This window comes from Streptomyces sp. NPDC046379, from assembly GCF_055587785.1.
In genome coordinates, this window is sequence record NZ_JBVJFP010000011.1 from 245,976 (window position 1) to 265,662 (window position 19,687).

Sequence of the window (19,687 nt, forward strand, 5' to 3'; positions counted from 1 at the left end):
CTGCACGGGCGGACCGCCGCCTCGTTGGGCGCCCGCACACGTCGTACGTCCCCGGCGGCGGGAGAACGGGCAGGTGACCGCCCGGATACGCCGCCGGGGCAACCTGGACCCGACCCTTCCACTACGCGTTACCCGCGCGTAACGTCGCGGGAATGACCGGACAGACGACCGCGAGGACGGCACCCCGGCTCCACGGACGCGACAGCCAACTGCGCGCCCTTGCCGCGCTGTTGGAACGGATCGGGACGGGCAGCGGCGTGCTCGTCGTGACCGGGGAACCCGGCCTCGGCCGCACCGTCCTCCTCGACCACGCCGCCCGCTCCTTCTCCACCGGTCCCGTGCTCCATCTGCGGGCCGACTCCGCCGGGACACCACGGCCCTACGACGGCCCGCACGCGCTGTGCAGGGCCGCGGCGGCCCTCACCGGCAGCGACCGCGCCGCCCCCGACGGCCACCCTCCCGCCCCCGGCCGCACTCCCACCGGCGGTCACCCTCCCGCCGGCGGCCTCCAGGATGCCGAGACGGCCGCCCGGACCCTGCTCGAAGCGCTGCGGGCCGCGGCCGGACCCGCCCCGCTGCTGGTCTGCGTGGACGACGTGCACCTGTGGGACGCCCCGTCCCGCGCCGCGCTCGCCGGGGCCGCCCGCCGACTGCACACCGCCGGCCGGGTGGGCCTGCTGCTCACCACGGGCGGACACCGGCCCGCGCCCGACCGGGAGCTGGCGGGGCTGCCCGTCCTCGCCCTGCACCCCTTGTCCGACACGGACGCGGGCGCGCTGCTCGACGAGGCGACCGGCGGCATGACCGGCCCGGTCCGCGGCGAACTCCTGACGGAGGCGGCCGGGAACCCCGCCCTCTTGCTGGCCCTGCTGGACCGGCTGTCCCCCGAGCAACTGGCCGGCCGCCGGACTCCGCCTCGTCCCCTGGCCGACGCCGCCGTCCTGACGAGCGTCGCCGGATACCGGCCGGGCGGGACCTGGACCGAAGCGGACGACCTGGCGCTGACCGTGGCCGCCGCCCTGCGCGAGGCGGACGCGCAGTCCGCCGACGCCGGCCTCGTCCTGACCGCCCTGGGACGCCCCGCGCCCGTCCCCGAGACGGTCGTCGCCGCCGACGGCGGCTTCCACTTCGCCTCCGACCTGGTCCGCCGGGCCTGCTACGCCGCCGCGCCCCCCAGTCGGCGGCGCGCCGCCCACCGCGCGCTCGCCCACGCCCACGAGAGCGCCGGACGCCGCCCGGCCGCGCTGCTGCACCGCGCCTGGGCGACGACCGCGCCCGACCTTCCCGTCGCGGCCGAACTGTCGGCGGCGGCCGACGACCCGGCGCTCCCCGCCTCCCACCGACTGCGCGCCGCCGCCCACGCCCGCGCCGCCGAACTGACCCCCGCGCTGCCCCTGCGCGCCGCGCGCCATGTGGCCGCAGCCGAGCAGGCCCTGCTCGCCGGCAGCCCCCGCCGCGCCCTCCGGCTGCTCGCCGAGGTCCCCGACGGCGTGGTCCCGGCAGCGGTCCGCGGGCGCGCCGAACTGGTGCGCGGCCTGGCCGAGCGGTACGACGGCCCGGTGGCCGACGCCCACGCCTCCCTCCTGGCCGCCGCCTCACTGCTGGCCGCGGACGACCCCCCACGCGCGGCGGCAGCGGCCCTGGCCGCCGCGGACGCCGCCTGGACGGCCGGCCGCATCACGGACTGCCACGAGGCCCTGACGGCCGACGACCCGGCCGGCGCCATCGGCCGTCTGCGACTGCCGGGTCTGGAGCCGCCGGTCCGGCCGGCGTCGGCGGGCGTGGTCGCGGCGCGCAGCGCCGGTCGCCGTGAGGCGGCCGGGGAGGTGTGCGCGGTGTGCGGGGCGCTGTCCGGGGGCGACCGCGAGGTGGTGTGCGGGATGCGCGGTGCTGCCCTGTCCGGGGGTGAGCGAGTGCGGTCCGCGGGATCGGTGTCCGCGGCACCGGTGTCGGCGTCGGTGGGGTGCCATGCGGCCGGGGGAGAGGGACGCGACGGCTTCGGTGCGGACGCCGCTTCCGGCGGGGGCTGTCCACGGTCCGTGCCGCGGGTGACCGGCGGCGAGGGGTTCGGAGGGCTGGAGACGGAGGGTGTGCGGCGCGACGGCTTCGGTGCGGACGCCGCTTCCGGCGGGGGCTGTCCACGGTCCGTGCCGCGGGCGGCCGGTGGTGAAGGGCTCGGCGGGCCGGAGGCCGCGTCGCGGGCGACCGGCGGCGACAGGCCGGGCATGCCCGAGGCCGCAGGCGCGCGGCGCGACCGTCTCGGTGCGCAGGCGCTGCCAAGCCGGGACCGCCCGCGTACCGCCGCGGCAGTCCTCGCCGCCGGCGACAGGGGCCGCACGGCGGACGGCCTGCCCGCCTTCGACGTCGCCCGTCCTGCCCCGGCCGCGGCGAGCGGGAGCATCCCGCACGCCGCCTCTCATGCTCACGGGCACCGCCCGCTCACCGTCGCCGCGGCCCCTGATCCGACCGCCGACTACCGGGTCGGCATGCGGGCCGTGCTGGAGGCACGGTTCGACCGGGCGGCGGCCCCCCTCGGCCGGGTCGTCCGGCACGCCCTCGCCGCCGACGACGCCGAGGCCCTCCTCCGCGCCGCCGCTGCGGCGCTGCTGCTCGGCGACGCCGCCACCGCCGCCCGTGCCGGGGCGAGGGCGCTCGCATCGGCCCGCACCCACGGATCCGGCGCCGTCGAACCCCGGGCGCTGGAGTACCTCGCCTACGCCGAACTGCGCGCCGGCTGCCACGCCCAGGCCCGCACCCACGCCGAGGAGGGACTGCGCGCCGCCGAACGGGCGGGCCAGCGCAACACCGCCGCCCACCACCACGCCGTACTCGCCCTGGCGGCGTCGATCGAGGACGAGTCGGCCGTCGTCGCCCACCACGTGATCGCCGCGCTCGCGACGGCGCGCCGGCACGGACTCGCCCAGGCCGCCGCGCTCGCCCACTGGGCCGCGGCCCGCGCCGACCTGGGCCGTGGCCGTCCCCTGGAGGCGGCCGACCGGCTCGGCCCGCTCGTCCTGCCCGGACCGAGGCGCGGCCACTTCGCGGTGTGGATGCTCGCCGTGCCCTGCTTCGTGGAGGCGGCGGTGCTCGCCGGCCGCCCCGACGACGCGCGCACCGTCGTCGGCGAGTTCGCCGCCTGGGCCGGCCTGGGCGCCGACCCGCAGGCCCCCGCCCTGCTGGAACGCTGCCACGCCCTGCTGGCCGCCCCCGACCGGGCCGACGCCCTCTACCTGCGCGCCCTCGACCTGCACGACGCAGCGGCCGGGGACTTCGAACGGGCCCGCACCGAGCTGGCGTACGGCAAATGGCTGCGGCGCCGGCGCCGGCTGCGGGAGGCGCGGGACCGGCTCGGGGCCGCGCTGATGGGTTTCGAGCGGTGCGGCGCCGGCGCGTGGGCGCAGCAGACCCGGGGCGAACTGCGGGCCAACGGGGCGGCGCCGAGCGGCGACGGGGCCGGCGCCCTGGACCGGCTGACGCCCCAGCAGTGGCGCGTCGCGCGGTGTGTGGCGGCCGGCGCCACCAACCGCGAAGTGGCCCGCACGCTGTCCGTCAGCACCCGGACGATCGACTACCACCTGCGCAATGTCTTCGCGGTTCTGGGGGTGCGATCCCGGGTCGAGCTGGCGCGTATCGTCGGCCGCGCCGAAAAGTCCGGTGCACAACCCTAGGGACCGACCGGACGGTATGCCATCCTTCGAGGCAGCACGAGTCACCCTGGGGGAGGACCGCGATGCAGCCAGCCCTTCGGCCGAGAACGACGCTGCGGCCCGGACCGGGAGCCGTCCCGCCCACGCGGACGCGCACCGGCCGGTCGTTGATGGACGCGGACGCCCTGCGCGTCCTGCACCGCGCTGCCCGCGTGCTGCTGGACGACCTGCCCGAGCTGACCGACCGGCTCGTGGCCCAGCTGCAGGAGCAGGAACCCGCCTACCGGTCCGCCGTGGCGAGCGATCCGACCGGGACCTGGCAGGAGGTGCACCGGTCCCTGCGGCACAGCGTGGCCTCGCTGCTCGACCCGCGTGGCGCCCGGGACGCCGCCCTGCGCTGCTCCTGGCGGATCGGCGCCGTCCGCGCGGAGCAGGGGCTGCCGCTGGACGCGCTGCTGCACGCGTTCCGGCTCGGCGGCTCGCTGGTCTGGCAGGGTCTGGTCGAGGAGACGGCACGGTCGGCGCCGGAGGACGTACGGCTGCTGGTGCACGTGGCGTCCGACGTGTGGAACTTCGTCGACGAGCACTGCACCCTCGTCGCCGATGCCTACCGGCAGGTGGAGCGGCAACTGGCCTGGCGGCGCGAGAACCGGGCGCGGCTGCTGCTCGCCGCGCTGCTCGACGGCACCAGCAGGATCGCCGACCTGCCCGAGGCCGCGAGCGTGCTCGACCTGCCCGAGCAGGGGCGGTACGCCGTCGTGGCGGTGGCCGCCGGGCCGGCCGTCCTCGGCACCGGTGAGGTCAGGGCCGCCGCCGTGCCCCCGGGTGTGCAGGTGCACTGGCACACGGGCGCGGAGGTGGACTACGGCATAGTCCTGCTGCCCGAGGGGGAGTCGCCGTGGGCCGGGGGTGACACCGTGGACACCGCTGCGGGGGTGCGGATCGGCATCGGCGGTGTCGTCGAGGGGCTGGCCGCGGTGGGCGACGCCCGCAGACTGGCGGACACCGCGCTCGAGATCTGCCCCGAGGAAGGCGGCACGATCAGATTGGACGAGCACCTTCCCGCGGCCCTCGTCGTCTCCTCCCCGGAGCTCGGCGCGGCGCTCGCCGAGCAGGTCCTCGGACCGTTGGACCGGCTGGAGCCGGCCGACCGCGAGGTCCTGCTGGACACGCTGGCGGCGTGGTTCGCGTGCGACGGCTCCGCGCAGCGGGCGGGGCGGCAGCTGTACTGCCACCGCAACACGGTCCTGAACCGGCTGCGCCGCTTCGAGCAGCTCACCTCCCGCTCCCTGGCCCGCCCGTCCGACGTCGTCGAGATCAGCCTGGCCCTGACGGCCCGTCGCCTCCTGCGCGACTGAGGACGACTTTCGGCCGACTTCGCCAGGAGTCCAGGGACCCGGAAGCCCCAAAGCCCAGCGGTCCAGGAGGCCGGGCGTCGCGGCTCGGGCGGCGAGCCCGTACGCCGGGCGGGCGCGCCTCCCGCGGGTTCCGGCCCGCCGCCTGTGGCATCCGCCCGACGCCCGACGCCCGACGCCCGACGCCCGACGCCGGTCGCGTCCGGCCCGACGCCCGTCGGCGTCCGCGCGGAGCCCCGTGAGGTCGGCGTGCGACGGCTGCGATGGCGATCCGGCGCCCGGGGTGCGCTCCCGGCCCACCTGCCGCCCGCGGGTCCCCGCTCGGGCCGGCTGCTCGGCGCTGTGCTCGGGATGTCCCCGCACCCCCTGCAACCGCCCCGGTCGGGGCGCTCGGCACCGCACCCGCCGCGTGGGGACCCCGACCCCGTCGCGCCCTTGGCCGTCCCGTGGGTGGGCCCGCCCCTTCGCGGGCGTCCGCCGACCCGCCGCGTCCGCGCCGACACGGCGGGTCGTGACCTCCCCGGCCACTGCCGCGTCGAACGCGTCCGTGCCGCGGTCCGGTGACGGCGCTTCGAGCCGTCTCGCGCGACTCGGTGCCGACTTCGCCCACGGCGACCGCGCCTTCGGGCACCGGGTCCACGCCACCTCCGCCCCCTCCCGCACCGCCCCGCACGCCCCTCGCGCCCGCACGCCCAGCCCCGGAGCTCCACCACCTGCCCGCCCCGGACACCCGCCGCGGTCGGGCGCTCGGCCCCCGCCCGCCGCACCCGGGCTCCGGTCCCGTCACTCCGCCGGCCTATGCGCCCCGCCGTTTCGCGCCCGCACGTCCACCGGCGGGCCCACCGCCCCGCCACCCTGCGACACCTCCGCCGGCCTACGCGGCCCGCCGTTTCGCGCCCGCACGTCCACCGGCGGGCCCACCGCCCCGCCCACCCTGCGACACCTCCGCCTCCATGCCGCGCACCCCCGACCGGCCCGCCCCGCAGCCGGGTTCCGCCCCCGCAGCCGGCCCCCGTCCCCCGCCCCCGCCGCCCCCTGGGCACCCACACAAGCCCACCGCCCCCCCGTTGTAACCGCGCAGCGACCACCCGCCTCAGCCTGTACCGGCGTCGGCCCCCCGTGCTGTCGTGAGCGCTCATTCCCCCGAAGCCCGTGCCGTCCGTGGCGCGGATCCGAGGAGCCGTGATGCCCGAAGCACCACCGGACGAGCAGACCGCTCTGCGCGTCGAGAACCTCGACGTGACGTACGGCCGTTCCCTGTCCGCCCTCCGTAACGTGTCCCTCACCGTCCCGCCCGGCGGCGTGGTCGCCCTGCTCGGCGCCAACGGCGCCGGCAAGTCGACGCTGCTGCGGGCGGTGTCGGGGACGCTGCGTCTGCACCGCGGCGCGATCACGGCCGGCCGCATCCACTACGGCGACACCGCGCTCGACGGTCAGGAGCCGGTCGCGGCGGTCCGCGCCGGCGTCGTCCAGGTCCCCGAGGGCCGGCGCGTGTTCGCCGGGCTCACCGTCGAGGAGAACCTCCGCTCCGGCGGCCTGGGTCTCGGCCGCCGCAGCCCCGCCCTCGTCCGGGAGGCGCGCGACCGGGTCTTCACGCTCTTCCCCCGCCTCGCCGAGCGCACCGGCCAGGCCGCCGGCCTGCTCTCCGGCGGCGAACAGCAGATGCTCGCGATGGGCCGCGCCCTGATGGCCGCCCCCCGCCTGCTGCTGCTCGACGAGCCCTCCCTCGGGCTCGCCCCGCTCATGGTGCAGCGGATCGCCGAGGTGATCCGCGAGATCAACGCCCAGGGCACCGCCGTACTCCTCGTCGAGCAGAACGCCGGCATGGCGCTGTCCCTCGCCGACCACGCCCATGTGCTGGAGGTCGGCGAGGTCCAGCTGTCCGGCCCCGCCGACGAACTGGCGCGCACCGACGCGGTGCGCCGCCTGTACCTGGGCGAGGCCGCCGACGACCAGGGGGCGGCGTGACGACTCGCAGCTCCACGCCACCGGTCCTCGAAGTCCGCGACGTCACCGTCCGGTTCGCCGGACTCACCGCCCTCGACGGCGTCTCCCTCACCGTCGCCCCGGGCACCGTGCACGCCGTCATCGGCCCCAACGGGGCGGGCAAGTCGACCTGTTTCAACGTCCTTTCGGGCCTGTACCGTCCGGCAGCCGGCTCCATCCGGCTCGGCGACGTGGAACTGACCCGGCTGGCCCCGCACCGGATCGCAGCGCTCGGCGTCGCCCGCACCTTCCAGAACATCGTCACCACCGAGGGCACGGTCGCCGACAACCTGATGCTCGGCCGGCACGCCCTGTCCCGCGCCGGATTCGCCGCCAGCGCCCTGCGCCTGCCCGGCGCCGTCCGCGAACAGCGCGAACACCGGGCGCGAGTCCGGGAGATCGCCGAACTCGTCGGTCTCGGACCGCACTTCGACACTCCCGTCGCGGTCCTGTCGTACGGCGACCGCAAGCGCGTGGAGTTCGCCCGCGCCCTGTGCCTGGAGCCCCGCGTGCTGCTGCTCGACGAGCCCGTGGCCGGCATGAACGCCGAGGAACGCGCCCGCACCGCCGAGGTGGTCCGCGACGTGCGCGCCAGGCTCGGCCTGTCGGTGGTCCTGGTGGAACACGACATGGGCCTGGTGATGCGCCTGGCCGACGAGGTCACCGTCCTCGACTTCGGCCGGCGCATCGCCCACGGCACCCCCGAAGAGGTCCAGCGCGACCCCGAAGTGCTGCGCGCCTATCTCGGCACCGGCAACCCCGAGGAGGAGGCGGCATGACCGAACTGCTCGACCACGTGCTCAACGGGCTGGCCCTCGGCTCGGTCTACGCCCTGGTCGCCCTGGGCTTCGTGATCATCTTCAAGGCGTCGGGCGTGCTCAACTTCGCCCACGGTTCCCTGCTGCTGCTCGGCGGCTACCTCACCGCCGTACTCCACGACGACCTCGGCTTCGCGGGCGCCCTCGCCGTCGCCGTCCTGGCCACCGCCCTGGTGGCCGGCGCCGTCGACCGGCTCCTGCTGCAGCGCGTCGGCCAGGACGCCCAGGCCGCGCACGTGGCCACCATCGTGACCATCGGCGTCGACATCGTGCTCGTCACCGATCTGGCCCGGCGCATCGGCGGCGACCTGCTCTCCCTCGGCGACCCCTGGGGCGACGCGGTGACCGAACTGGGCCCGGTGACCGTCGCGGACAGCCGGATCGCCGCCATCGTGGTCTCCGCCCTCGTCATCGCGGGCGTCTTCGCTCTCTTCCGCTTCACCTCCTGGGGCCTGTCCCTGCGGGCGGCGGCGGAGGACGTCGAGGCCGCCTCCCTGATGGGCGTCCGGCTGGTGCGTGTGCGCACCATCGCCTGGTGCCTGGCCGGCGCGCTGGCCGCGCTGGCCGCGGTGTTCCTCGTCGCCTTCCCCGCGCCCGGACTGGAGCGCACCACAGGCCAGATCGCCCTCAAGGCATTCCCGGCCGCCGTCCTCGGCGGCATGGCCTCGCCCACCGGCGCCCTGGCCGGCAGCCTGCTCATCGGCCTCACCGAGGCCCTCGTCGCCGGCTACCAGACCCAACTCCACGTCCTCGGCGAGGGATTCGGCGATGTCGCCCCGTACGCCGTGATGGTTCTGGTGCTCCTCGTGCGCCCCACCGGACTGTTCGGCGCGAAGGGAGCCGTCCGTGTCTGACCACCGGCCCGCCCGCGCCCCCAAGGCCGGCCCCGCCCGCCCGGGCATCCCGGCCCCCCGGCGCCTGCTCGCCCTCGCGCTGCCCCTCGTCCTGCTGTGCGCCCTGCCCTTCTACCTGGACGCCTTCTGGCTGCGCATCGGCCTGTTCGCGATGGCCGCCGCCATCGGCGCCGTCGGCCTCAACCTGCTCTCCGGCACCGCCGGCCAGCTCTCCCTCGGCCACGCCTTCTTCCTCGCCGTCGGCGCGTACGGCTACTCCTGGCTGGCGGGCGACCCCGGGCTCGGCCTGCCGCCCCTGCTCGCCCTGGTGCTGGCCGTGCTGCTCACCGGCGTCGCGGGCGGCCTGTTCAGCCCCGTCGCCGGCCGGGTGCGCGGTATCTACCTCGGTGTCGCCACCCTCGCGCTGGTCTTCCTCGGCCACCACATCCTGCTCACCGCGGACTCCGTCACCGGCGGCTTCAACGGCCGCTCCGTGCCGCCGCTGACCGTCGGCGGGTTCGCCTTCGACGACACCTCCGAACTGACCGTGCTCGGCGTGCCCTTCGGCGCCGAGGAACGGCTGTGGTACCTGGGGCTCGCGCTGTTCGCCCTCACCTGGTTCACCGCCCGCGGACTGCTGCGCGGACGCCCCGGCCGCGCCCTGGTGGCCGTGCGCGACAGCGAGACCGCGGCGGCCGTGATGGGCGTCGACGTGGCCCGCTACCGCTCGGCGGCGTTCGTGGTGTCCTCCATGTACGCGGGACTCGGCGGCGCGCTGCTCGCCCTGGGCTTCCGCCGCATCGTGCCGGACTACTTCGGCCTGCTGCTCTCCGTCGACTACCTCGCCATGATCGTCATCGGCGGCCTGGGCTCCGTGGCCGGCGCCACCGCGGGCGCGGTCTTCGTCACCGCCCTGCCCCTGCTGATGACGCGCTACGCCGACCAGCTGCCGTTCGTCGCGGCGCCCGGCTCCGGCGACGGATCGGTCGGCCCCACCGAGGCCGCCCGCTACCTCTACGGCGCGGCGATCGTGCTCGTACTGCTGTACGCGCCGGACGGACTGCACGGCCTGACCGGCCGGCTCCGCGCCCGTCTGAGCCGGAGGCGAACCCGGCCCCCGGCGACGGACTCCCCACCCTCCACTCCTCCACCCGCCTCAGCCGTTCGAGCCAAGGAGCACACCCCGTGAACCTCACGCACCACAGAACCCGCACCTCCCGCATCCTCCTCGCCTCGGCCTTGTCGGCTCTGCTCATCGCGGCCACCGGCTGCAGCTCCAAGGGGGAGGACGAGAAGCCGACGGCCGGCGCCGACGGCGTCAAGACCGGCCCCGGCGTCACCGAGAAGACCATCCGGCTGGGCGCCCTCACCGACCTGACCGGCCCCTACGCCACCCTCGGCAAGAGCATCGTGCAGGCGCAGCAGATGTGGGCCGAGGAGGTCAACGCCGACGGCGGCATCTGCGACCGCAAGGTCGAGATCGTCGTCGAGGACCACGGCTACGACGTGCAGAAGGCGGTCACCGCGTACGCCGACATGTCCTCGGACGTCGTCGCGCTGCCCCAGGTCATCGGCTCCCCGGTGGTCGCCGCGCTGATCGACGACATCGAGAAGGACAAGGTGCTCACCTTCCCGCAGGCGTGGGCGGCCTCCCTGCTCGGCAAGGAGTCCGTGCAGGTCCTCGGCACGACCTACGACATCGACATGATCGCCGCCGTCGACTACCTGACCCGCACCAAGGGGCTGAAGAAGGGCGACGCGATCGGACACGTCTACTTCGAGGGCGACTACGGCGCCAATGCGCTGGAGGGCTCCGAGTGGGCCGCGGAGCAGGCCGGTCTGAAGGTCGTGGACCAGAAGATCAAGGCCACCGACACCGACCTGACCGCCCAGGTGTCGGCGCTGCGCGAGGCCGGCGTGAAGGCCGTCCTGATCAGCGCGGGTCCCGCCCAGACGGCGTCGCTCGCCGGTGTGGCCGCCTCCCGCGGACTGCAGGTGCCGATCGTCAGCAGCGCCCCGGGTTACGCGCCCCAGCTGATGAAGACCCCGGCCGCCAAGGCCCTGGAGGCCATGGTGCACGTGGTGAGCGCCGCGCCCGCGGTCAGCGCGGACATCGTCGGGGTGCAGCGGATGGTCGCCTCCTACCAGAAGAAGTACCCGGGCTCGCCGGTCGACTCCGGTGTGCTGTCCGGGTACAACGCCGCCAAGCTGCTGGGCGACGACCTGGAGAAGGCGTGCGCGCGCGGCAGCCTGGCGCGTGAGGACGTGGTCGCGGCCCACCGGTCGCAGGACCGCGCCGACACCGGCCTCGGCACCCCGCAGAACTTCTCCGACGTCTCCCGCCCGGCGAGCCTGTCCGCCTACATCCTCAAGCCCGACGCCAAGGCGGTCGGCAACATCGTGATCGAGGAGGACGCCAAGGAGATCCCCGGCGCCGAGGACTACCTCGCGTCGAGGGGCTGACGACGGTGCCGCCCGGCCCGCGGCACGGGGCGCGGGCCGGGCGGCGTGCCATCGACGCGGAAGAGGACGGGCAGCGCGGCGGACGGCCGCGAGGCGTTCCGCGATCATGCGCACGCGGACTGGCACCGGCGATCGTCCACTCCCTAGGATGGCGGACTGCCCGTCGTTTCCACCGAGTTGGCGCTCGGCACCGAGCTGGGGGATGCATGCACACCGACAAACCGCTGTCCACGGAGATCGACGCCAACGTCCCGACCGCCGCGCGTATGTACGACTACTACCTCGGCGGCAAGGACAACTACGCCGCCGACCGCGCGGCGTGCGAGCAACTCGACCAGGTGGTCCCCAGCACCCGCCGGCTGGCGGTCAACAACCGCCGCTTCCTCCAGCGCGCCGTGCGGACGCTGACGCGGGAGTTCGGCATACGCCAGTTCGTGGACCACGGCTCCGGCCTGCCCACCCAGGACAACGTCCACCAGGTCGCACAGAGCGTCGACCCCACGGCGCACGTCGTCTACGTCGACAACGACCCGATGGTCCTGGTGCACGGCCGCGCGCTGCTGGAGCAGGACGAGCGCACCTGCGTGATCCACGCCGACCTGCGCAGGACCGACGAGATCTTCGACCACCCCGACACGAAGCGCCTGATCGACTTCGACGAGCCGGTCGCCGTGCTGTTCAACTCGGTGTTCCACTGCATCCCGGACAGCGACACCGACGGCCCGCAGGCCGTGGTTCGCCGGGTCGCCGAGCGGCTCGCCCCTGGCAGCTTCCTGCTGATGTGCCAGCTGGTCAGCGCCGATCCTGAGGTCCGCGCGTTCGTCACCGACTTCATGCACCGGGCCACCCAGGGCAGCTGGGGCCGCGTCCGCGAGGAGAAGGACGTGGCCGCCCTGTTCGAGGGACTGGAGATCCTGGAGCCCGGACTGGTGGAGGTCTCCACCTGGCGCCCCGACTCCGAGGTGTCCGCGCCCCGCCAGCTCACCCACGAGTGGATCGAGTTCGGCGGCATAGGCAGGATTCCGCCGAAGTAGCCCGGCCCGCGGGCCGTGGCGCAGCCTCCCGAGCCGGCCGCCGGACGGGACGGCTCAGCCGGCGGCGTAGCGGCTCTCCATGGTCCGCTCCAGCAGGGCCAGCGACTCGCGCGGCGTGAGCGCGTCGTCGGCCAGCCGGTCCAGGACCAGACGGTACTGCTCGGTGTCGTCACGGTCCTCGAGGAAGTTCGCGCTCTTGATGTGCTCCAGATAGACGACGTCGGGCAGATCGAGGCCGTCGAAGCGGAGATAGGTGATCGGGAACGACGGGGCCGAGGCGTTGGTGACGTCCAACGGCACGATCTGCACGGTGACATGGGGGCGGCGGGCCATCTCGATCAGATGGGCGAGCTGCTCGCGCATCACCTCGCGGCTGCCGAGCACGCGCAGCAGGACCGCCTCGTCCAGGATCGCCCACAGCTGCGGCGGATCGGCGCGGTGCAGCAACCGGGCCCGCCTGGTGCGCAGTTCGACCCGGCGGCGCACCTCCCGCGGTGACGCGACCGGCAGTCCGCGCTCCACGACCGCCCGGGTGTACTCCGGGATCTGCAGCAGGCCGGGGACGTGCTGTATCTCGAAGGTGCGGATCGCGGCCGCTCCCTCCTGGAGCCCGACCAGCCGGTCGAACCACTCCGGCATCAGCCGCTTGTCGTAGCGCTGCCACCAGCCGGGTTCACCGGCCCGCCGCAGCAACTCGAGCAGCACCGACGTCTCGTACTCCTCGACGCCGTAGAGCCTGAGCAGCGCCCGGACGTCGGCCTCGGTCGGCGGCCTGCGGCCCTTGCCGGACTCGATCCGCGACAGCTTCGCGGGGCTGAAGCCCACTTCCCGCGCGGCCTGGTCCTGGGCGAGCCCGGCCTCCTCGCGCAGGCCCGCGAGCTGCACGCCGACGAGCATCTTGAGCAGGACCGGGGCGGGTTCGGCCCGGTCCAGATAGGGCCGGAGACGTGAGATGCGCTGCGATTCGGCGGACATCCTGGCTCCCTGCGGACCGGCGGAAGTGACCGTCACGTTACCGTACTTCGCCGGTCCGCAGCAGACGGGGACGCCCTGCGACGAGCGGGGGTCCTACAGGAGATGGTCGAACTCGCCGTCCTTGGCGCCCGCGACGAACGCGGCCATCTCGGCGGCCGTGTAGACGAGCGCGGGACCGTCGGGATGGCGGGAGTTGCGCACCGCGACGGCCCCGTCGGCCAGAGCGGCGACCTCGACGCAGTTCCCCTCGGCGTTGCTGTGGCGGCTCTTGATCCAGCGGGCGTCCAGCGCGCTGGCCCGCACTCCGTTCGGCATCGGTGACACCGTGACCTCCCTGGCGTTGGCTTGGCCGAAGACCTACCCACATTCTCGCGCAATTTCTCATGCAATTGCACGGGCGCGTCGGCGACGTGAATAATGGCCGCGGCGCAACCCACGGAGGGCCGACCGATTCTGACGTCGCATCAGCGACCGCGCCGGGAATGAGGCCGGCTCCGACGGTCCTCCCCGACCACATGACCGCCCGCGGAAAGGCCGGAAGCCATGCCCACCGCTTCGACGGGACAGCAGAGCGACGAGCGCACCGACCGCGAGACGACGACGGGCGTGCCCCGGGTGCCGCCCCTCGGCGCGCTCGGCGAGGTGCCCTGGCACGAGCTGCGGGACTCCAGCGGCTCGGCCGCCGCCGTCCCCCTGCTCCTCAACAGCATCGCCTGGGGCGCCAGCGACACCGCCCACTCCGCCTTGGACGAGCTGCGCGGCCGTGTCTGCCAGTACGGCTTCGTGACGGAGCAGGCCACCGCGGCCACCGTGCCCTTCCTGTGGGAACTGGCCCGGATCCCGCAGGTCGCCTGCCGGCCCGGGATCCTCGGTCTGCTGCGGAACATCGCCGACGCCCGCCAGTGGGAGCACACCGCGGCCGCCTACCCCAAGCTGCTCAACCACCGCGAGAACCACGTCGTCTGGGAGCGGGCCGCCCGCGACGCCGTGCACGCCGGACGCGGCGCCCTCGCGGCCCTGCGGTGCGACCCCGACCCCGAGGTCGTGCGCGCGGCCGGCGAACTCGCCCTCGCCCTCGGCGACTGACCGGCCGGGCGCCCGGCCCGGTCTCATCCCGCGGACGGCACCCGCGCCGTGGGCCCCACCCGGTGTACCTCTGATCGCCGTGGGCAGGAAGCGCTTGCCCGCCACCAGGACAGACCGGAGAGGACCACCGCGGATGGCGTCGCTGTCGGAGCGCCCACTCGACCACCGCTACCAGGGTGAACACCCGGTACGCACACTCGCCTACCTGTTCCACGCCGACCGCTGGCGGCTCGCCGCCGCCGTCGGAGTCTTCACCGTCAAGCACAGTCCGGTCTGGCTGCTGCCGCTGATCACCGCGTCCATCATCGACACCGTCGTCCAGCACCAGCCGATCAGCAGACTGTGGACCAGCACCGGGATCATCATGTTCATCCTGGTGGTCAACTACCCCCTGCACGTCCTCTACGTGCGACTGCTGTACGGCAGCGTCCGCCGCATGGGCACCGCCCTGCGCTCCTCGCTGTGCACGCGGATGCAGCAGCTGTCCATCGGCTACCACTCGCGGATGAGCGCCGGCGTCCTCCAGGCCAAGGTCGTCCGGGACGTGGAGACCGTCGAGCAGATGGTCCAGCAGACCGCCGAGAACGGCCTCGGCGCGCTCACGGTCCTCACCGGCGGACTGATCATCATCGCCGTCCGCACCCCCGAGTTCGTGCCCGTCTTCCTCATCGTCGTGCCCGCCGCCGCGATTCTCGTGGCCCGGCTGCGGTCCCGGCTGCGCTCCCACAACGAGCACTTCCGCCACGAGGTGGAGGCCCTGTCGTCCCGGGTGACCGAGATGACCCGGCTGATACCGGTCACCCGCGCCCACGGCCTGGAGGGCAAGGCGCTGCGCCGGATGGACGGCACCCTGCACCGGCTGCTGGCCTCCGGGATGCGCCTGGACCTCATCAACGGCAAGTTCGGCTCGCTGGCCTGGGTCCTCCTCAACGTCGTCGGCGTCCTCGTCCTGGCCGGCGCGGCCCTCATCTCGTACTACGACGTCTGGGGCGTCACCCCCGGCGACGTCGTCATGCTCAGCGCCCTGCTGACCACCCTCACCGGCTCCACCACCACCCTGGCCGGCCTGGCCCCGGTGATCACCAAGGGCCTGGAGTCGGTCCGCTCGGTCGGCGAGGTGCTCCAGGCGCCCGAACTGGAGGACAACGAGGGCAAGGCGGAACTGACCGAGCTGCGCGGGGCGGTCGCCTTCGAGCAGGTCGGCTACGCCTACGACGGCGGGCGGGCCGCCGTACGGGACTTCACCCTGTCGGTGCGGCCCGGCGAGACCATCGCCCTGGTGGGTGCGTCGGGCGCGGGCAAGTCCACCGTGCTCAACCTCGTCATCGGCTTCATCCGCCCCACCTCCGGACGGCTGCTGCTCGACGGCGCCGACATGAACACCCTCGACCTGCGCACCTACCGGCGGTTCGTCTCGGTGGTCCCGCAGGAGTCGATCCTCTTCGACGGCACCATCCGCGAGAACGTCGCCTACGGCATGGACGACACCGACGAGGAGACGGTCCGCGCGGCGCTGCGGGACGCCAACGCGCTGGAGTTCGTCGACCGGCTCCCGCAGGGCCTGGACACCCTGGTCGGCGAGCACGGCGCCCGTCTCTCCGGCGGCCAGCGCCAGCGGCTCGCCATCGCCCGCGCCCTGATACGCGATCCCAAGGTGCTGATCCTGGACGAGGCGACCTCCGCCCTCGACACCCGCTCCGAGGCGCTGGTCCAGGAGGCCCTCGCCCGGCTGCTGCGGGGCAGGACCACCTTCGTCGTGGCGCACCGGCTGTCCACCGTGCGCGGCGCGGACCGGATCGTCGTCATGGGGGACGGCCGCATCCAGGAGATCGGCACCCACGACGAACTGCTGAGCCGGGGCGGCGCCTACGCGGCGCTGCACAGCGGCCAGGCAGCCTGAGCGGCCTGCCGGGCAACGGAATCGCGTCAATCGGACAGCGGTCCGGACGGAAGGTGATTGCTGCGGCGCATGCCGGGCATACGGAGCGCAAAGTTCGAGAGAGGGGCGCCCCGTGCTTGTTCCGGATCCGAAGGTCGTCAGAGAGCTGCTGACCCGGTATGCGTCGCTGCGCATCGCCCAGGCCGAGAAGGAGACGCCGGCGAGGGCTCGGGAGTTGGACGACGTCAGTTACACCCTGTGCGTGATGATGGGCGAGTGCGAGCTCAAGGACGCGATCGCAAAGGCCGACGCCCTGCTGACCGACGGCAGGACGCCGGACACGGACGGCGAGAGCGGGCTGCTGGCCGTGTGAGGCGGACCCACCCGGTCAGCGGACCGTCGTACTGCTGCCGTCGACCTGTCTCGGCAGGTCGCCCGGGGGACGGGCCAGCCACCGCGCGATCGTGCGGGCGATCGGCTGGCCCGTGTCCGCCTCCACGAAACCGAACTGCCCGGACTGGTTGCACTCCAGGAACCACCAGGTCCCGTCGGCGTCCTCGACGAAGTCGAAGGCGCCGTACGCCAGTTCGGCCTGTCGCATGTACGCCCGCACGCCCTCGGCGACCCGTGCCGGCGCCTCCACCGGCCGCCAGGGGCAGGGCCGGGCGGCGAACCGGCCGTCCACCTCGTCGGGATCCGCGTCCGGGGAGACCGCCTGCCGGGCGGCCAGCATCCGGGCGCCGACCACGGTGAGCCGGATGTCGGCCCGCTTGGCGATCCGCCGCTGGAGCAGGGTCGGTCCGAAGGCGACCGCCTCGAAGTCGGCGTCCGGGGCCACGCGGCTGGTCGGCACCGCGCGCGGGGGCTCCTGGGGGTGCGCCCCCGACACCGGCTTGACCACCAGGTCCGGGAACCGCGCCGCGAAGTCCCGGGCGGCCTCGGGAAGCGTCGTGATGAGCGTCGCCGGAACGGGCAGCCCGACGCGCTGGGCGAGCCGGAGCTGCCAGGGCTTGTACCGGGCCCGGCGGGCGGCGTCGGGGTGGTTCATCCAGCGGGTCCCGCTGCCGCGCAGCATGCCGTAGAGCGCCTGCCCGGACTCCTCGGTGAGCCACTCGGACGGCTGGGCCACCCGGGCGGCCGGGGTCCCCGGCCGCCGCACCCACACCGAACGCAGCGCGTCCAGGCCCACCAGCCGTCCGGCGGACGACAGATGGCCGCGGAAGCCGCCGTGTGCGTACTCGCCGGAGAGCGCGACCCGGCCGGTGAGGTCGGCCGGGTCCAGCCTGACCACCGGGACGCCGGCGGCGTTGAGGTGCACCACCACCATGTCCGCCGTGACGTCCTGCTCGCTGGTCAGGATCAGTACGGTCATCGTCGACGGTCCGCGGTCAGTCGTCGAAGTGCGTCTTGGAGCCGGCCGTGGACGTCGTGGTGCCCAGCTCCCGCAGCAGGGCGAGGTCGGTGGCGGCGATCCGGCCGTCGCGCAGCACGTTCAGCTGCAGTCCGGGGTCGTAGGCGTAGGGCGTGGCGACGGCCAACTCCGCCGCCGGGCGTGCGTAGTCGAGCGCGAACGGTTGCATCGTCTCTCCCTCGTGGGTGTTGCCCCGGCCGGGCCGCCGGCCTGCCATGTCGTCGTTTCCCGTGGGGTACGCCGGGGCTTCCATGGACTTATACGAGTCGAACGAGTGATTGGTTTCCTTACGCTCCGTGAGCGGCGGCGGTTCGGTCGCTCTGCACCTGAGACGGCGGAGGAGGCCCTCCGGTTGACCGATCGTGGAGCACGCGTACCGCACACCCGCCTCGACAGGCAGGCACGTGGACGCGGGATGGGGCGTGAAGTGCTCGGTGGGGCGTGAAAGTGGTGCGGTTCTTCTCGGTGCGCGCCCGCGGCGGGGCGTGCATCTGCCGTGCCGTCAGGCCGCATCCCCGGGCCGGTGACCCGCGGGGGTGGCCCGGCGGCCGGTCGCGGCGAGGGGGGCGCGGAGCGTGCGCAGGGCGAGCAGGAGTACGCCGATGTCGTCGAGGTACACCGGGTCGGGCAGCAGGTCGGTCGGCAGAACGAAGTACAGCACGGCCCCCCAGAAGACCCAGCGGGGACCGGTCGGCAGCCCGGCGCGCCGCAGTCCGCGGCGTGCCCGGACCAGCCGGACGAGCAGCGCCACGGCCGCGGCGAGCAGGACGGCCGCGAGGAGCACGGCGACAACGACGAGCACGGTGGTGCTGTTCTCCACGGGCCCTCCTCAGTCCGGCGCGCACACCGGCGCGTCCCTTCCTTGAATGCCCGCATACGGTCCCTGTATTGCCTGCGGCACGCGGGTGTGACCCAATCGGCGTGCCCGCGCGGGTCAGCCGACGGTGTCGGTCCGCTTCCCGGGAGCCTCCTGGGCGGGCGCCGGGAGGGCGGGGCGGGCGGGGCGGGCGGACTTCCGGCCGGTCCGCAGCCGGTCGAGGGTGCGGGTGAGCTGCTGGAGCGGGGAGGCGCCGGCCGCCTCCCGCGTCTGCCCGGACGTCTGCGGCGGGGGATCGCCGGCCGACTCGCGGTAGGCGGCCAGCGCCTCGTGGGCCCGCTCCGCCGCCTCCCGGTACAGGTCCCGGGACCTGGTCATGGCCTCCAGCGCCTCGGCGTACATGGCGACGAGCGCGCGCTGGCGGTCGAGTTCCTCCTCCAGCGTGAGCAGGTGCCAGTCGTCGCGGAGTGCGGCGAGGACGGTGTCCGCGCCCCGGGGCAGCGGCCTCGCCGAGGCGGCGAAACGCCGCACCGCGTCGCTCAGTTCGGCCGGTTCGCTGCCGTCCAGGAAGACGGTCCGCACACAGAAGGCGGCGGCGTCGTAGCTCTCGGCGGCGGGTGCGCCCGGCAGCACCACGGCTCCGCCGCGGGGCACCTCGACGCCGAACTCCCGCAGCGCGTAGTTGACCTTCCGCAGCTGCTGGGGCGCGGCGCGGTGCTCGACCACCAGGTGGCGCAGGCCGGGGGGCATCAGCCGGGTCAGCGGCAGCAGACCGCGTGCGTCGGGCGTCATGGCCTCGTGCACCACGACATGGACGGCCCAGGAGTCCCGCGCGGCGGCCCGCAGCACCCGCCGCAGGTCCTTGTCGTCCTCGGGGAGCGCGTTGACGTGCCGCAGCCGCAGCCCGGCGTCGGCCGCGTGGTCCCAGCCGGTGCCCGGCGCTTCCGGCCAGAACACGGTCGCGGGCGACGGCCACCGCGGGTCCCAGGCGGCCTCGGCCTCGGCGGCCAGCACCCACTCCCGTTCCGCTCCGTCGTCCCCGGGCCCACCGGTGAGCGTGAGCCGGGCCCGCACCGTCACACCGCCGCCCGCCTCCCACCGCGCCTCGAACACCCGGTCCCCGGAGTCCTCGGCCGGGGGCAGTTCGAGGAAGGCGCGGATGGCCCCGCTGTCCTGCTGCTGTCGCAGTCGCCGGCAGAGCAGATCGTGGGCGCCGGATCCGACGTGGCGGCCGCGAGCCAGCCACACCGTGGGGGGAGTGGTCGTACGGACAGTGCTGGAGGTCGGCATGAGTCCATCTGTGAACGGGGGCGGGGGCGATTGCCAGTATCGTCGCCGCAGGTCGCCCCCGTTGACCCGGGGGTCACCCGGGAGGGTGCCAGC

Annotated in this window: 17 protein-coding genes; 11 read left to right on the plus strand and 6 right to left on the minus strand. The window is 74.7% G+C overall.

The features are described 5' to 3' along the window. Positions 1-152 precede the first annotated feature (152 nt). The 8 genes from ACZ6KF_RS20970 to ACZ6KF_RS21005 all read left to right on the plus strand — a co-directional run bounded on the left by ACZ6KF_RS20970 (position 153) and on the right by ACZ6KF_RS21005 (position 12,136). The gene (locus ACZ6KF_RS20970; protein WP_469239584.1) at positions 153-3,668 is read left to right on the plus strand and encodes a helix-turn-helix transcriptional regulator; all 3,516 of its coding nucleotides are present in this window, start codon (positions 153-155) and stop codon (positions 3,666-3,668) included. A 62-nt stretch (positions 3,669-3,730) separates the two neighbouring features. Beyond that, positions 3,731-5,005 (plus strand): RsbRD N-terminal domain-containing protein, encoded by a 1,275-nt coding sequence (locus ACZ6KF_RS20975; protein ID WP_356635671.1) that lies wholly within the window; start codon positions 3,731-3,733, stop codon positions 5,003-5,005. A 1,182-nt stretch (positions 5,006-6,187) separates the two neighbouring features. Beyond that, positions 6,188-6,970 carry an ABC transporter ATP-binding protein gene (locus ACZ6KF_RS20980; protein WP_469239586.1) on the plus strand — a complete coding sequence of 261 codons (783 nt, stop codon included), beginning with the start codon at positions 6,188-6,190 and terminating at the stop codon, positions 6,968-6,970. Beyond that, complete coding sequence (locus ACZ6KF_RS20985) at positions 6,967-7,767, plus strand: ABC transporter ATP-binding protein (protein WP_356635667.1); 801 nt, start codon at positions 6,967-6,969, stop codon at positions 7,765-7,767. The genes ACZ6KF_RS20980 and ACZ6KF_RS20985 overlap by 4 nt, the downstream gene beginning before the upstream one ends. After that, positions 7,764-8,660, plus strand: a complete 897-nt coding sequence (locus ACZ6KF_RS20990; protein WP_469239588.1) for a branched-chain amino acid ABC transporter permease — start codon at positions 7,764-7,766, stop codon at positions 8,658-8,660. Before ACZ6KF_RS20985 ends, ACZ6KF_RS20990 begins: the two co-directional genes overlap by 4 nt. A gap of 46 nt (positions 8,661-8,706) precedes the next feature. Further along, complete coding sequence (locus tag ACZ6KF_RS20995) at positions 8,707-9,828, plus strand: branched-chain amino acid ABC transporter permease (RefSeq protein WP_356635760.1); 1,122 nt, start codon at positions 8,707-8,709, stop codon at positions 9,826-9,828. Continuing rightward, positions 9,825-11,102 (plus strand): ABC transporter substrate-binding protein, encoded by a 1,278-nt coding sequence (locus ACZ6KF_RS21000; RefSeq protein WP_356635663.1) that lies wholly within the window; start codon positions 9,825-9,827, stop codon positions 11,100-11,102. The genes ACZ6KF_RS20995 and ACZ6KF_RS21000 overlap by 4 nt, the downstream gene beginning before the upstream one ends. A 206-nt stretch (positions 11,103-11,308) precedes the next feature. Beyond that, complete coding sequence (locus ACZ6KF_RS21005) at positions 11,309-12,136, plus strand: SAM-dependent methyltransferase (RefSeq protein WP_356635661.1); 828 nt, start codon at positions 11,309-11,311, stop codon at positions 12,134-12,136. 54 nt (positions 12,137-12,190) lie between these two features. On the opposite strand, the gene ACZ6KF_RS21010 is transcribed toward ACZ6KF_RS21005, so the two are convergent. Further along, complete coding sequence (locus ACZ6KF_RS21010; protein WP_469157790.1) at positions 12,191-13,111, minus strand: helix-turn-helix domain-containing protein; 921 nt, start codon at positions 13,109-13,111, stop codon at positions 12,191-12,193. 93 nt (positions 13,112-13,204) lie between these two features. After that, complete coding sequence (locus tag ACZ6KF_RS21015; RefSeq protein ID WP_356635657.1) at positions 13,205-13,426, minus strand: DUF397 domain-containing protein; 222 nt, start codon at positions 13,424-13,426, stop codon at positions 13,205-13,207. 228 nt (positions 13,427-13,654) lie between these two features. Here ACZ6KF_RS21015 and ACZ6KF_RS21020 point away from each other — a divergent pair, with 228 nt between their 5' ends. The 3 genes from ACZ6KF_RS21020 (at position 13,655) to ACZ6KF_RS21030 (ending at position 16,449) form a co-directional block, all read left to right on the plus strand. After that, the gene (locus ACZ6KF_RS21020; RefSeq protein ID WP_469174962.1) at positions 13,655-14,197 is read left to right on the plus strand and encodes a hypothetical protein; all 543 of its coding nucleotides are present in this window, start codon (positions 13,655-13,657) and stop codon (positions 14,195-14,197) included. A gap of 133 nt (positions 14,198-14,330) precedes the next feature. Next, entirely contained in the window at positions 14,331-16,097 is a 1,767-nt protein-coding gene (locus ACZ6KF_RS21025; protein ID WP_469157788.1) for an ABC transporter ATP-binding protein, read from the plus strand. A 112-nt stretch (positions 16,098-16,209) separates the two neighbouring features. Further along, the gene (locus tag ACZ6KF_RS21030; protein ID WP_356635651.1) at positions 16,210-16,449 is read left to right on the plus strand and encodes a DUF5133 domain-containing protein; all 240 of its coding nucleotides are present in this window, start codon (positions 16,210-16,212) and stop codon (positions 16,447-16,449) included. A gap of 15 nt (positions 16,450-16,464) precedes the next feature. Here the strand turns inward: ACZ6KF_RS21030 and tgmB are convergent, their stop codons facing one another. From tgmB to ACZ6KF_RS21050, 4 genes are all read right to left on the minus strand, one after another. After that, positions 16,465-17,448, minus strand: coding sequence for an ATP-grasp ribosomal peptide maturase (gene tgmB / locus ACZ6KF_RS21035; protein WP_469239590.1), 984 nt, complete (start codon positions 17,446-17,448; stop codon positions 16,465-16,467). 16 nt (positions 17,449-17,464) lie between these two features. Continuing rightward, positions 17,465-17,656 carry a putative ATP-grasp-modified RiPP gene (gene tgmA, locus ACZ6KF_RS21040; RefSeq protein WP_356635647.1) on the minus strand — a complete coding sequence of 64 codons (192 nt, stop codon included), beginning with the start codon at positions 17,654-17,656 and terminating at the stop codon, positions 17,465-17,467. Positions 17,657-17,989: 333 nt separating this feature from the next. Further along, positions 17,990-18,307 carry a YkvA family protein gene (locus tag ACZ6KF_RS21045; protein ID WP_356635645.1) on the minus strand — a complete coding sequence of 106 codons (318 nt, stop codon included), beginning with the start codon at positions 18,305-18,307 and terminating at the stop codon, positions 17,990-17,992. A gap of 114 nt (positions 18,308-18,421) precedes the next feature. Beyond that, a complete protein-coding gene (locus ACZ6KF_RS21050) occupies positions 18,422-19,594 on the minus strand; it encodes a hypothetical protein (RefSeq protein WP_469239592.1) in 1,173 nt (390 codons plus the stop codon). Positions 19,595-19,687 lie beyond the last annotated feature (93 nt).